The organism is Cohnella luojiensis, from assembly GCF_004564235.1.
GTDB classification, from domain to species: Bacteria; Bacillota; Bacilli; order Paenibacillales; family Paenibacillaceae; genus Cohnella; species Cohnella luojiensis.
Window position 1 is genome coordinate 150,035 of record NZ_SOMN01000001.1, and the last position, 13,228, is coordinate 163,262.

Below are 13,228 nucleotides of genomic sequence, written 5' to 3' on the forward strand. Positions count from 1 at the left end.
TGGATTAGCTGCATACTCACAGACTGGGAGGACGACTATGCGCACTTATCGGCAATTCGCCGCCGTCTATGACCGTTTGATGGAAGAGATGCCGTATTCGGATTGGATGAGTTTCGCCCGACGCTGCTGGGATAATTACGGTATGCCGAAAACGGTAGTTGATCTTGGCTGCGGAACGGGCAACATGGCGATTCCGCTCGCGCGCTCCGGCTTTAGCGTGTTCGGAATCGATATCTCCTCGGAGATGCTATCGGTTGCCCTCAACAAGTGGGACGAACCGACCTCCCGGGGAGGGTATCGGGATGATCCCGGAACCGTTCGCTGGTTGCAGCAGGACATGCGGGATTGGGATCTTCCGCAACCCGTGGATTCGGTGATCAGCTTTTGCGACTGCTTGAACTATTTAACCGATCCGCAGGACATTCAGGCAACGTTTCGCCAAACCTATGCAGGGTTGGCTCCGGGCGGCTTGTTCTTATTCGACGTCCATTCTCCAAGGCAATTGGAGAGATACGCGGACGAGCAGCCGTTCGTTTACGACGAGAAAGATGTTGCGTATTTATGGACGTGCGAATACGATCCGTCCCGTAAAGAGATCGAGCATTCGCTGACGTTTTTTATCCAGGAGGAATCGTCATCCGGGAACGGAGTCGTCGGACCCTTGTACAGTCGATTCGAGGAATCCCATGTGCAAAGAGCCTATGATCCCGAGTGGATTGCGGAACAACTGTCGGACGCGGGATTTGAAATTCTGCATCGCGTAGCCGATTTTACTTGGGAAAAACCGAGCGAGGAATCGGAGAGATTGTTCTATGTCGCTCGCAAACCGAAATGAGCAGGCCGGTATTCACTTGACATCATTCGCGTGAATTGGCTATAATCATGGCATACTTTGGCTGTGATAAGGAGCAGTACTCGTTAGACGTTACCCAGAGAGCCGGCGGATGGTGCAAGCCGTTTAACGCAGACGACGAACTCGCCTTGGAGCCTCCGAGCTGACCGGATCTACTCATTCGGGGTTGATTCGACAAGCAAGGCGTCACCTCTCGTTACGAGGCATGAGTGGGCGGCTATCCAAGCAGGATGTCCGTCAACTAGGGTGGTACCACGGGAATTAATCCTCTCGTCCCTAGCGATAACGCTAGGGGCGGGAGTTTTTTTGTTTGACCTGAGAAGAGAAGAACATAAGGGAGTTAACGAACATGTCGCAAGAACAAGGGCAAGGCTATCAACCATTGAGGATCGAGCCGAAATGGCAACGTTACTGGGATGAAAACAAAACGTTCCGTACGACCGAAGAAGCAGGCAAGCCTAAATTCTATGCGCTGGATATGTTCCCGTATCCATCCGGAGCGGGTTTGCATGTCGGACATCCGGAAGGTTATACGGCGACCGATATCGTTAGCCGCTACAAACGCATGAAAGGCTTCAACGTTCTTCATCCGATGGGATGGGACGCGTTCGGCTTGCCTGCCGAGCAGTACGCTCTTCAGACTGGACGCCATCCGCGCGAGATCACGGTGGAGAACATCGATAACTTCCGTCGCCAAATCAAATCGCTCGGGTTCTCGTACGATTGGGAGCGCGAATTCAGCACGACGGATCCGGATTATTATAAATGGACGCAATGGATTTTTATCCAATTGTATAAGAAAGGCCTTGCCTATGTGGCTGAAGTGCCGGTTAACTGGTGTCCGGCGCTCGGCACGGTGCTTGCGAACGAGGAAGTCATCGACGGCCTCAGCGAGCGCGGAGGCCATCCGGTAATTCGCAAGCCGATGCGCCAATGGATGCTGAAGATTACCGAATACGCGGAGAGGCTGCTTGAGGATCTCGAGGAATTGGATTGGTCCGAGAGCATCAAGGACATGCAACGCAACTGGATCGGCAAATCGACGGGTGCGGAAGTAACGTTCGCCATCGACGGTCACGATGCTGCATTGACGGTGTTTACTACCCGTCCCGACACGTTGTTCGGAGCGACTTATTGCGTATTGGCGCCGGAGCATGAGCTTGTTGGCGTAATTGCATCGGCGGAGCAAAAAGCCGCGGTAGAAGCTTACGTTGAACAAGCTGCGAGGAAGAGCGACTTAGAGCGTACGGATTTGGCGAAGGACAAGAGCGGCGTGTTTACCGGTGCTTATGCCGTTAATCCGGTGAATGGCGGCAAAGTTCCGATCTGGATCGCGGACTACGTGCTTGGAGGATACGGAACGGGAGCTATTATGGCCGTTCCTGGCCATGACGAGCGGGATTGGGAGTTCGCCAAGAAATTCGGCTTGCCCATTCTGGAGGTCGTTTCGGGCGGAAATGTAGAGGAAGCGGCATACACTGGCGATGGAAAGCTGGTCAATTCCGATTTCTTGAACGGATTGGCGACGGCGGAAGCGATCGCTGCCATGATCTCCCGGTTGGAGAAGGATGGCAAAGGGAATGGCAAAGTGACCTATCGCTTGCGCGATTGGTTGTTCAGCCGCCAGCGCTACTGGGGCGAGCCGATCCCGGTATTGCATTATGAGGATGGCACCATGGACACGATTCCGGAAGAGGAGCTTCCGTTGCTGCTTCCCGACGTGGACGCGATCCAGCCTTCGGGCACGGGCGAGTCTCCGCTCGCTAACGTTACGGACTGGGTGAACGTGATAGATTCGCGAAATGGCAAACGGGCTCGCCGCGAGACGAACACGATGCCGCAATGGGCCGGCAGCTGCTGGTACTATCTGCGATTCATCGATCCGCACAATGCCGACGAGATTTGCTCGCCGGAGAAGCAACGCGAATGGCTTCCGGTCGACCTGTACATCGGCGGCGCGGAGCATGCGGTTCTTCACTTGCTCTATGCGCGTTTCTGGCACAAGGTGCTGTACGATATCGGCGTGGTTAACACGAAGGAGCCGTTCCACAAGCTCGTCAACCAAGGTATGATCTTGGGAATGAACAACGAGAAAATGTCCAAATCCCGCGGCAACGTCATTAATCCTGATGACATCGTCGGGGAGTTCGGGGCGGATACGCTTCGCGTATACGAAATGTTCATGGGTCCTTTGGAGGCAACGAAACCTTGGAATACGAACGGGGTGGAAGGCGTCTACCGCTTCTTGTCCCGCGTATGGAGATTGTTCGTTGACGATAACGGCAGCCTGAACGGCAAGATCCAAGATGTCGCCGGGGATGAAACGTTCCGCCGGACATGGCATAAGAGCTTGAAGAAGGTCGGCGAGGATTATGAGGCTCTGCGCTTCAACACCGCGATCAGTCAAATGATGATCTTCGTCAACGAAGCTTACAAAACGGAAACTTTGCCGACGGAAGCGATGACGCACTTCGTGCAGATGTTGTCTCCGATCGCGCCGCATATCGCGGAGGAACTGTGGGAGAAGCTTGGATATGCGGGTTCCGTCAGTTACGTCGCTTGGCCTCAGTACGACGTATCGCTTACAGTGGATTCCGAGGTCGAGATCGTTGTTCAGGTCAGCGGCAAAATCGCGGATCGCATGAACATCCCTGCGGATCTCGACGAGGCGGGCATGCAAGCGCTGGCTCTTGAGTCCGAAAAGGTGAAGGAGCTTATCGAAGGCAAGACGATACGTAAAGTCATCGCCGTTAAAGGCAAGCTTGTTAACATCGTGGCTAACTAAATTAGACGCAGCTAAAACTGCACCTGCATATTTCGCAGCGCGAAGCACGCGCCGCTTGTCTCCATTAATGGAGCGGGCGGCGTTTTTATTTTTCCGGAGACAAGGGAGGCATGGAAATGTTCGAAAATGAGTTTGAGAGATTTATTAAGGAACAGATTGATTCTGCCGTCGGGCAGCGGCTAGATATGATGAAGAGGGACTTGACAGGTACGAAGCGCCTATTGGAGGTCGTTGTTTGGCCGGCTCTGAAGTCATTCGAGGGGGTAAAGCTTGAATATGAAATGCTCACTACAACCGGAGTAAAAATGTACGTAGACGCTTACTATGAACCGCTTATGATTGCTTTCGAGTGCGAAGGATACGTCTCCCATGCGGAAAGGATCACGCGCGACCGCTTCGATTTCGAGAAAACGCGCATCAGATCAGTCGGGAAATCGAGAAAGATGTTCATGCCTTATAGCAAGGATCAATTAGACAAACAACCTGAGATGTGCAGACGAGACTTTTTAGAAGTATTAGGCCAATATACGAGCATCTCGGGGAGTAAGTTCATGGAGGAACTATCCGTATACGAGCGGGAGGTGATCCGGTATGGGGTCCTTCTGAATCGCCATATTCGGTTGGAGGATGTGAAATATTGCTTGAAATGTGAGTATAAGCGTGCCTATAACGTGGTGAACCAATTAATTGATAAGAAACTGATGAGAGCAGTAGGAACCACAACTCATCGGATTCACCAGTACGAACTGTTGCCACTGGCAAAAGAGTATTTGCTTGGACTAGCATGAGGTTGCTTAGTTCGAGTTAGTCAAACTAAATGCCTGCAGGGAGAGGGTGTTGAGCGCCGTAGTTCGAGTTAGTCAAACTAAATGCTTGCTGGGAGTGGGTTGGAGCGTCGTAGTTCGAGTTAGTCAAACTAAATGCCTGCTGAGAGTAGGTGAGGAGCGTCGTAGTTCGAGTTAGTCAAACTAAATGCTTGCTGGGAGTGGGTGTGGAGCGTCGTAGTTCGAGTTAGTCAAACTAAATGCTTGCTGGGAGTGGGTGTGGAGCGTCGTAGTTTGAGTTAGTCAAACTAAATACCTGACAGAGGGGGGGGAGGAGCGCCGTAGTTCGAGTTAGTCAAACTAAATGCCTGCAGGGAGAGGGTGTTGAGCGTCGTAGTTCGAGTTAGTCAAACTAAATACCTGCAGGGAGCGGGTTGGAGCGCCGTAGTTCGAGTTAGTCAAACTAAATGCCTGCAGGGAGCGGGTTGGAGCGTCGTAGTTCGAGTTAGTCAAACTAAATACATGCAGGGAGTGGGTGAGGAGCGCCGTAGTTCGAGTTAGTCAAATTAAAAGCCTGCAGGGAGTGGGTAGGAGCGTCGTAGTTCGAGTTAGTCAAACTAAATGCCTGCTGAGAGTAGGTGAGGAGCGTCGTAGTTCGAGTTAGTCAAACTAAATGCCTGCAGGGAGTGGGTGAGGAGCGCCGTAGTTCGTGTTAGTCGAACTAAAAACCAAAAAAGGCGGCTTGCACCGCCGGCACAGCAAGAGTTAATGCAGATTCCCCATACGGACTAGCAGACTCACTAAGTGCGTTCCCTCGGGAATAAGGAGGAGTCGACGCGGTCGAGATCCTCGGCGAATTTCTCGTGGGTGGTGTACAGCACCTGGATGAACGCGCCGCGAGTCGATTTGCGCAGGACGTCTAGCGCTGCAGCCGTGATCCCTCCGGGAACCGATACTCTGGCCTGCAATTCGCTTGGGGAGCAGGGATGTTCCAGCATGAGCCGCGCCGTTCCCAGCATCATCTCGCAGGCAAGCGCCGTGGCCGTCTCCTGTTCCATACCCGTAGACTTCACCGCGGCGTCGATAAACTGCTCCAACAAATAGGCGAAGAAAGCCGGTCCGCAGCTTGATATGTCCGATGCGACGCGAACTTCTTCCTCCAGGATTTCAATGGGTTGGCTAATAGCGGAGAACATCATCAATAGATCATTACGATCGGAATCCGTCAGTCGGGTACCCCACATAAACAGCGAAGCTCCGCTTCCGACGGCGTTAACGACGCTCGGAATGATTTTGGCGACTTTGCAAGGAATAAGTTCCTCCAAGGATGAAATTTTTACTGGACTCGTAATCGAAATGACAACCTGTTCCGGAGTCAATACGGAAGAAATTTCATCGAGTACCCTGCGAAAATCCAAAGGTTTAACGCACAAAAACAAATAATCGGCCCCAATCGCCGCCGCTCTATTCGAAGCGGCAATTTGCAGGCCGGGATATTGATTTGCCAGAATGTCTAGCTTGGAGGGAGTTCGGGAACTCACCGCGATGTTGTCCGGCCGCATGGCGCCGGCGCGTACGAACGCTCCCACTAATAAGCTTCCCATACTACCCGCACCGATGAAGCCGATCTTCATCCTGTCCCCTCCCAAAGCGAACTATTTACATCCCATTGTATGAACTAGTGCTTGGGCATCATGCCGGTTTTTCATTTTACGAGATCAATCGAGAACGGAGGCTTTAACATTCGAAAAGAAAATAAATGGAATGCCCATAAATTCGCCGTGCTTAGTCTATTCATCTTAGGAGGCGTTTTGCTGGCCTATAGTTTGTTTCGCGGTTCGACCGTATCATCTATTCCAGGCTGGACTCCGGTTAACGAGTCTCTGATCGCGGCAATCGATAACGTAACGGAGTCCGATCGACAATCGGGCTCGGAAACCGCTGCTCGCTTTAAAGGCGATGCAACAAAATTGCCCGCGAAAGAATCGCCGCAACCCTCTCCAAAAGGATCTCCTAGTCAAGACCAAGGCACGGTAAATCCGGCAATCCCAAGCGTTACACACCCAATCGAAAATTCGCATGCAAATGATTCCGCATTGCTTGACTTGAATCAAGCGACGCAATCGGAGCTGGAAACATTGCCTGGCATCGGCGCTGCCAAAGCTAAGGCCATCATAGCTTATCGCGAACAGCTTAGCGGATATCGGAGCGTAGACCAGTTGCTGGACGTGAAAGGCATCGGACCGAAGCTGTTCGAGCGCATTTCTTCGAAGGTACGAATCTCTAACAGGAAATAAAATCCATGGCAAATATGAGAAAATAGTTGAGAATCCTGCGAGTACGACGCATCAACAGCATAGCGAAGCGTAGCAGATCGCAGCGGGCGTTCAACCGGGAATGATCCATTTGTCGGTCGGCACGGAAGGAATCAAGGATATTCTTATGATCTGGAGCAAGCGTTGACGGCAAGTCAGAAGTAAGCGGCATAACAAGCTAGTCGGAGGTAATGGAGATAATGGCAGCCTTGCGTAAAGACTGGGATACGTATTTTATGGATATCGCTTTTATGGTTTCGACCCGTTCCCGTTGTCCGCGCCGTCATGTCGGGACGGTGCTCGTGCAGGGGAAGAAGCTGCTGGGAACGGCTTATAACGGAGCTCCGATGGGAGTGCATGATTGCTCGGAAGCGGGTTGCATGATCGTCGAGGAATTTGAGCCCGCGCCTGCAGACGCTTCATCTACTGAAATGATCAAGAAACAACGGTGCATTCGTACGATTCATGCGGAACAGAACCTCTTGCTTTTCACGGATCGCGTGGACAGGGAGGGCTCTGTCGTGTATGTGACGGATCAGCCCTGCTGGACGTGCGCGAACATGCTTGCGAATAGCGGAATCGCGGAAATCGTGTATCATCGTCCTTACCCTAAGGATCATGGGAAAGTTGCTGCCCTTATGGGGCAAAGAGGATTGCTCTTCAGGCAAATCGAGAATTACGTTCCTCCGGCGGATACCGAAGTACAGGATTGATCTTAACGAATGATTATGCGGAAGAGGAAGAACCTCTTCATCGAGCGAGCCGGCTCGGTGGAGGGGTATTTTTCTTTTCATGAAGAGGAGGTGGAAAAATGAACGAAAGACCGTTAGTCGTCATCGCTTGTTGTTGGATCACGGGAATCTCCATTGGGTCGTTGTGTCAGGGAATGGCTGCGCACGCGGTGCTGCTATCTATATTAATCCTATTGTCAGGGTTTAGCCTGCTTGGAAAACTAACCTTGAAACTAACTGTACTTTGCGGAATAGCTTTACTGCTATCGTACGGTGAGAGGTTGTGGGTGGAGCAACGAAATATTTCGGATATCGAAGCTTCCGCTGCCACGATCGGGGCTGAGGTAGAATTGTCCGGTCACATCGCTTCAATCGTCGAAGTGGATGGGGATTTGGCTACGTTCAGGCTCAAGACGGAAGCCGTGAAGCTCGCGTTAGCATCGAATAAAGAGACGATTAAGGATATCGTCATAGTGAGAATCAAGCTTAGCCGCCAGACTGACCAAGCGATAGCGGCAGGTTGGCAAAGAGGAGATAGCCTGGGTATAAATGGAGTTATCGAGCTTCCGGGCGATGCGGGAAACTTCGGAGCTTTCGATTACCGCGGATATTTGATGCGACAAGGAATCCATTGGCAGCTAGCGGCCAAAGGAATAGATTCCGTAACTCTCACGGGTGAAACAGTTCCGATCGGCAAGAAACCCCTACGGGCTTTTGACCAATTGCGTAGCGAGATAGGAAGATTAATGGATCGGTTGTACCCCCATGATGATGCGGGTTATATGAAAGGATTGGTTGTCGGCATCCGTTCCGACCTCGATCCCGAGCAATACGACAACTTTGCCCGCCTCGGATTGACGCACGTGCTTGCGATATCAGGGCTGCATGTCGCGGTGGTCGTTTATTTATTGCTGCAAATCGGGGCTTGGACGAGATTGACCCGGGAACGAACGATCGATGTGACGATCGCGATGATGCCCATATACATGCTGGTCACGGGAGCATCGCCTTCAGCCGTTCGAGCGTGCTTGATGGCCATGATCGCACTATGGCTTGCCCGCCGTCACGCCCTGAAGGACGGACTTCATTTGCTGCTCGCCGCGGCTATGCTCATGCTCCTATTTAACCCGGTTCTCATCGAAGATGTCAGTTTTCAGCTTTCCTTCCTCGTAACGGCGGGGCTGATTCTGTTCGTTCCAACGGTCACGGCGTCGCTCCCCATTCCTTGGAAATGGCTCAGGGGACCGGTAGCCGTTGCTTTAACGGCGCAAGCGGTCTCGTTTCCCGTCACGATCTATTATTTTCACGCTGTCCACCTCCTTTCGTTACCGGCGAACTTTGTGCTTGTTCCCTTTATCAGTTTTATCGTGATGCCCCTTGGAATGGCTTCTATCGCTCTGGGGGCGATTTGGCTTCCGATGGGGATCATACCCGCAAAACTTGCTACGATAAGTAACCAACTGACATTCGGCGTGGTGGATTGGCTGAACGGATTTATTGAGCTAAGAACGGTGTGGCCGCAGCCCTCGTTGCTATGGGTGGCTTCAGCTTATGTGCTCATGAGCGTTGGAATCGTCGGGTTAAAAAGAAGACTGGCGCGAAAAGAAGAGCTAGAGTGGTGGGTGAAACAAGCAAACGAAGGTGAGATGCAAGAAATAACCGCTCCGCTAATCCGTACATATTCGGGATCCAGAGACAAGAAGTACAGATCGGTTATCTTACGTTCGATGTTTTTCTTGCTTGGCTCCGGGTGGTTCTCGTGGGGTTATCAGCCGGCCTGGCTGGATCGCCATGCAACCGTCCAATTCATTAGTGTAGGTCAAGGAGATAGCATCTTGATCCGAACCGGACGGGGTAAGCATATTCTGATCGATTCCGGAGGAACGCTTAACTTTCGTAAGCCGGGAGAGGAGTGGAGGATGCGCCGCGATCCTTACGAGGTCGGCCGCAAGCTGTTGGTGCCATTGCTGTTGACACGCGGAATTAGGGAGCTGGATGCGTTGGTGCTTACTCATTTTGATATGGATCATATCGGAGGCGCGCAGGCGGTACTTAGCAATATTCCCGTGCGTAAGCTAATATTCAACGGTTCGATAAAAGATTCGCCAGAAGCCATTAACTTGCTCCGATCGGCCATCGATAAAGGAATCCCTTGCTATGCATTGCATACCTCCATGGAGTGGGCGGTAGATAACACGACGATTGTCCAAGCGTTATTTCCAGATCAGGAGGGTACGAAAACGGGGAATGAGGTAGAAGTAAGAAACGAGCAGAATAATCTTAGTATCGTGCTGCTAGTATCGGTTTATGGCCGAAGTTTCCTTCTTCCGGGAGATCTGGAGGAGGAAGGGGAACGGGAAGTCGTCAAAGCAGATCAAGGGACTGGAAATGTTGTTCGTAGGGTAGACGTGCTCAAGGCCGGACATCATGGCAGCAAAACATCTACCACCTCCGAATGGGTGAACCATTGGCAACCTCGGGAGACGGTTGTTTCCGCAGGCTTGAACAACATGTACGGACATCCGCACGAAACGGTGCTGGAACGTTTAGCTGATGCGGGGAGCCTCGTTTGGCGGACGGACTTAAACGGGGAAATACAATATCGGGTTAATACGGATGGGAGTATGGAACGCAGAATGGTGCACGTAAAAAAGTGAACCGCCGCAACTATTTTATGAGAATTATTAACTCTCTTTCATTATTTCGATAGAGTTGGTAGGGGAAGATTGTCGCGGCTAAATGTTGCGGGATAACCTTCGCTTTCGCATATCCAGCATAAAACATTATGCCTTTTCGAACATTTTTGCTAGACTTATAGTATATATAATTATAAATTTATTAAATTACCGAAATTTCCCTCGGGGGGATTGCAACCTTTAATTAGACATTAACGTCTGTGAAGGTGCAGGGGAGGAGGATCTTCTGTGGTGGAGCCGGCTCTGATCAAAGCCGCACAAGCGGGCGACCGGGAAGCTCTCGTTACGCTACTCCGCGAAATTGAGAACCAAGTATATCGCACTGCTTATTATTTGCTGAATAACGAGCAAGATGCTTTGGATGCTTCTCAGGACGCGTTAATCCGAATTTATACGAAAATTGATTCCTATGAGGAAAAAGCTCAATTTCGCACTTGGGTGCAACGGATCGTCACGAACATATGCATAGACAAATTTCGGCGCAAGAAACCTTCCGTGTCCATCGACGAGCATGATATGGTTTTTCAGGCGGGGGATAATGTGGAAACCGAGGTTCTTTCCGCATACGCCGCGGAGGAAATTCGAGAGGCTATCGGCAAGCTGCCGGAGCATCATCGTACCGTTGTCGTGCTGCGTTATTTGCAGGATTTTTCTTACAACGAAATTGCCGATTCATTGAATTTACCTCTCAATACCGTTAAGTCTTACTTATTTAGAGCCCGGCAACAATTGCAAACTCTTCTTCATGATTATCAGAAAGGTGGTGTCCGGGGATGATTTGCCAAGAGGTGATGGAACTCATGCAGCGTTACATTGACGGCGATTTGGATCAACAAGAAACGTCGCTCATGATGGATCATGTTGGTCAATGCCCTGACTGCGCCGCCATGTTAGCTAGACTGCAGAAATTATCGAGCGAGCTGGAACTTTTGCCGCGCGTCGTACCTAAGTATAGTCTCGTAGACGCTATTCTGCCGGAATTGGAACGTCTACATTCTGTCGATTCGGCTGGAGGCGCCGGCGTTAGCGGAGAAGACTCCGACACGAAACCGGCAACGTTAAGATCGCGCCGCCCTTCTCGACACTTAATCGGGAAAATATCCGGAGTCGTCGCCGCGGGCGTCGTTGCGGGACTGCTGTTGTTTAACGATCCGGGTCAATGGTCGTTGGGCGGAAGCAGCAAAAACGACGATGCCGCTCCTATGGAATTTTCCGAGGCGCCAGCTGCGGAGAATGTAAATCCGATGTTGGAGAAAAGAGCTGCTAACGACTCTTCAACTCTAACAACAAAGGAAAAAGGTACGGAATTCGCCGACAATTCCAGCGGTACTAAATCGATCTCCGGAGCTGAAAATGGTTTCGAGGAACCGACATCCGAAGACTATGGCATCACGGCTTCAGGGAGCACCGAGCAAGCAGCCGTACCTTCTATGGAAGCTCCGTCTCTCGTCAGTCCCGATGGTCAGGTGAATCCGCTCGACGATATCCCTGCTACGTTGTCCGAATCGCCTGACGGGAAGTGGAAAGCCGTCGCGGTGGATGGTGAAGGAACTTACCGGATTTATAAAACCGCCGATGATAGCGAATGGTATACCTCCGAGCGTAAGGATGGCAAGATTGGTCTGCTTAACTGGAAAGAGGACAGCGCGGTACTGTATTTTACCTTCACCGACGCCGAAGGAAATCAAAGCCAATGGCAATTCGACATGGCTACTTCAACGGAATCAAAGCGTTAAATCCTTCGTCACCTTTTGCGCGCGAATGCGTATAGTGTACGGATGGAGTTGACGATCGTCTTTGGACCATCGTCACGGTCGTTCGCGCCTGGTACCATGGACCGGCCGGCGAACGTTGATATAGATGTCCGAGGACAGAGGGATCGCGCCTTGCAAAAGGTGTGATCTCTTTGTTGTTTGTTGTACAATTAAGGAACTACATAAAGTTGGACTATCAGAGCCGTTTATACTTGGAGGAGCGCAATGGACGCCAAACAAGCTTTTCGAGCAATCAAGCAGGGTAACGTTTCCCCGATTTACGTGTGCTACGGTACCGAATCCTATATTATGAACGAGTTTATCGAGCGACTCATGGAGCAGCTTGTCGAGCCCGAACACCGGGAGATGGCAGTCGTTCGCTTCGATACGGCTGAAACTCCGCTCGACGTTATTATAGAAGAAGCGGAGACCCTTCCGTTCTTGGTGCCAAGTAAAATCATTATGGTTAGGGATAGCGTGCTGTTCGCCGCCGGCAAAGAATCGAATAAAGTCGAACACCGCCCGGAGAAACTTCTTGCTTATATGGGTCAGCCCTCCGAAACGACGGTGCTTGTCTTCGTGGTTCCCCACGAGAAGCTGGACGAACGCAAGAAATTGGTGAAAACCGCGAAGGGGAACGATTCCGTCATTTCGTTCAGCCCGTTGCAATCGGAAGAATTGCTGCAATGGCTGCTTAAACGAGCCTCTAACCAAGGACGATCGATGGATAAGCAAACAGCGGAGGAGCTTCTGCGCCGCGTAGGCACGGATATGCATGCGTTAGCCGCGGAGACGGATAAGCTATGCTTGCATGCGGGGACTGGCGGCTCCGTGACGCTTGAGTCTGTTCGATCGCTCGTGCCCATGGCAACGGAGCAGAACGTCTTCAAGTTAACCGAGGAGCTTGCAGCGCTGAGGACAGCGGAGGCGATTACGCTGTACTACGACCTGCTGAAGCAACGCGAGGAGCCGATCAAACTGATGGCGTTGCTTGTGCGCCAATTCCGCAACATGTTGTACGTCAAGGAGCTCGGCAGCCAAGGGTATTCGCCGCAGCAAATGGCTTCTCAGCTCGGCTTGCATCCTTATGCCGTCAAGATCACTGGCGAGCAAGCTCGGAAGTTCAGCCAAGAGCGTTTGGCCAGCATGCTCTCCGAGCTCGCAGATCTCGACTACGCCATGAAAACCGGCCGCGTAGAAAAGTCCCTCGGCCTCGAGCTTTTCCTCCTACGAACCGGCTCCCAAGGCGCAAGCTAATACAACAAACTAATTTTTATAACAAAGAGCACAGCCTAAGCAGTGCTCTTACGCTTTCCTGAAACCCACACCA

10 protein-coding genes, 1 pseudogene and 1 other annotated feature are annotated in these 13,228 nt (G+C 51.5%); of the genes and pseudogenes, 10 read left to right on the forward strand and 1 reads right to left on the reverse strand.

The window, feature by feature from the left end:
• Window positions 1-37: 37 nt before the first annotated feature.
• The 3 genes from E2980_RS00705 (at window position 38) to E2980_RS00715 (ending at window position 4,426) form a co-directional block, all read left to right on the forward strand.
• Window positions 38-835, forward strand: coding sequence for a class I SAM-dependent DNA methyltransferase (locus E2980_RS00705; RefSeq protein ID WP_135150201.1), 798 nt, complete (start codon window positions 38-40; stop codon window positions 833-835).
• A gap of 54 nt (window positions 836-889) precedes the next feature.
• Window positions 890-1,134: a binding site (T-box leader), on the forward strand.
• A gap of 68 nt (window positions 1,135-1,202) precedes the next feature.
• Window positions 1,203-3,638: a leucine--tRNA ligase gene (gene leuS / locus E2980_RS00710; protein ID WP_135150202.1), complete on the forward strand. Its 2,436-nt coding sequence runs from the start codon at window positions 1,203-1,205 to the stop codon at window positions 3,636-3,638.
• 116 nt (window positions 3,639-3,754) lie between these two features.
• Complete coding sequence (locus E2980_RS00715; protein WP_135150203.1) at window positions 3,755-4,426, forward strand: hypothetical protein; 672 nt, start codon at window positions 3,755-3,757, stop codon at window positions 4,424-4,426.
• Window positions 4,427-5,202: 776 nt separating this feature from the next.
• On the opposite strand, the gene comER is transcribed toward E2980_RS00715, so the two are convergent.
• Window positions 5,203-6,036, reverse strand: a complete 834-nt coding sequence (comER, locus tag E2980_RS00720; protein ID WP_135150204.1) for a late competence protein ComER — start codon at window positions 6,034-6,036, stop codon at window positions 5,203-5,205.
• 177 nt (window positions 6,037-6,213) lie between these two features.
• Here comER and E2980_RS00725 point away from each other — a divergent pair, with 177 nt between their 5' ends.
• The 7 genes and pseudogenes from E2980_RS00725 to holA all read left to right on the forward strand — a co-directional run bounded on the left by E2980_RS00725 (window position 6,214) and on the right by holA (window position 13,155).
• Window positions 6,214-6,699 carry a ComEA family DNA-binding protein gene (locus E2980_RS00725; RefSeq protein WP_205699903.1) on the forward strand — a complete coding sequence of 162 codons (486 nt, stop codon included), beginning with the start codon at window positions 6,214-6,216 and terminating at the stop codon, window positions 6,697-6,699.
• Between the two features lie 31 nt (window positions 6,700-6,730).
• Window positions 6,731-6,882, forward strand: a pseudogene (locus E2980_RS24530) (PLP-dependent transferase); the annotation flags it as partial.
• 26 nt (window positions 6,883-6,908) lie between these two features.
• Window positions 6,909-7,430: a deoxycytidylate deaminase gene (locus E2980_RS00730; protein WP_135150206.1), complete on the forward strand. Its 522-nt coding sequence runs from the start codon at window positions 6,909-6,911 to the stop codon at window positions 7,428-7,430.
• 98 nt (window positions 7,431-7,528) lie between these two features.
• Window positions 7,529-10,105, forward strand: coding sequence for a DNA internalization-related competence protein ComEC/Rec2 (locus E2980_RS00735; RefSeq protein ID WP_135150207.1), 2,577 nt, complete (start codon window positions 7,529-7,531; stop codon window positions 10,103-10,105).
• A 267-nt stretch (window positions 10,106-10,372) separates the two neighbouring features.
• Window positions 10,373-10,921, forward strand: coding sequence for an RNA polymerase sigma factor (locus E2980_RS00740; RefSeq protein WP_135150208.1), 549 nt, complete (start codon window positions 10,373-10,375; stop codon window positions 10,919-10,921).
• Window positions 10,918-11,880 (forward strand): zf-HC2 domain-containing protein, encoded by a 963-nt coding sequence (locus tag E2980_RS00745; protein ID WP_135150209.1) that lies wholly within the window; start codon window positions 10,918-10,920, stop codon window positions 11,878-11,880. Before E2980_RS00740 ends, E2980_RS00745 begins: the two co-directional genes overlap by 4 nt.
• Window positions 11,881-12,123: 243 nt before the next feature.
• Window positions 12,124-13,155 carry a DNA polymerase III subunit delta gene (gene holA / locus E2980_RS00750; RefSeq protein WP_135150210.1) on the forward strand — a complete coding sequence of 344 codons (1,032 nt, stop codon included), beginning with the start codon at window positions 12,124-12,126 and terminating at the stop codon, window positions 13,153-13,155.
• Window positions 13,156-13,228 lie beyond the last annotated feature (73 nt).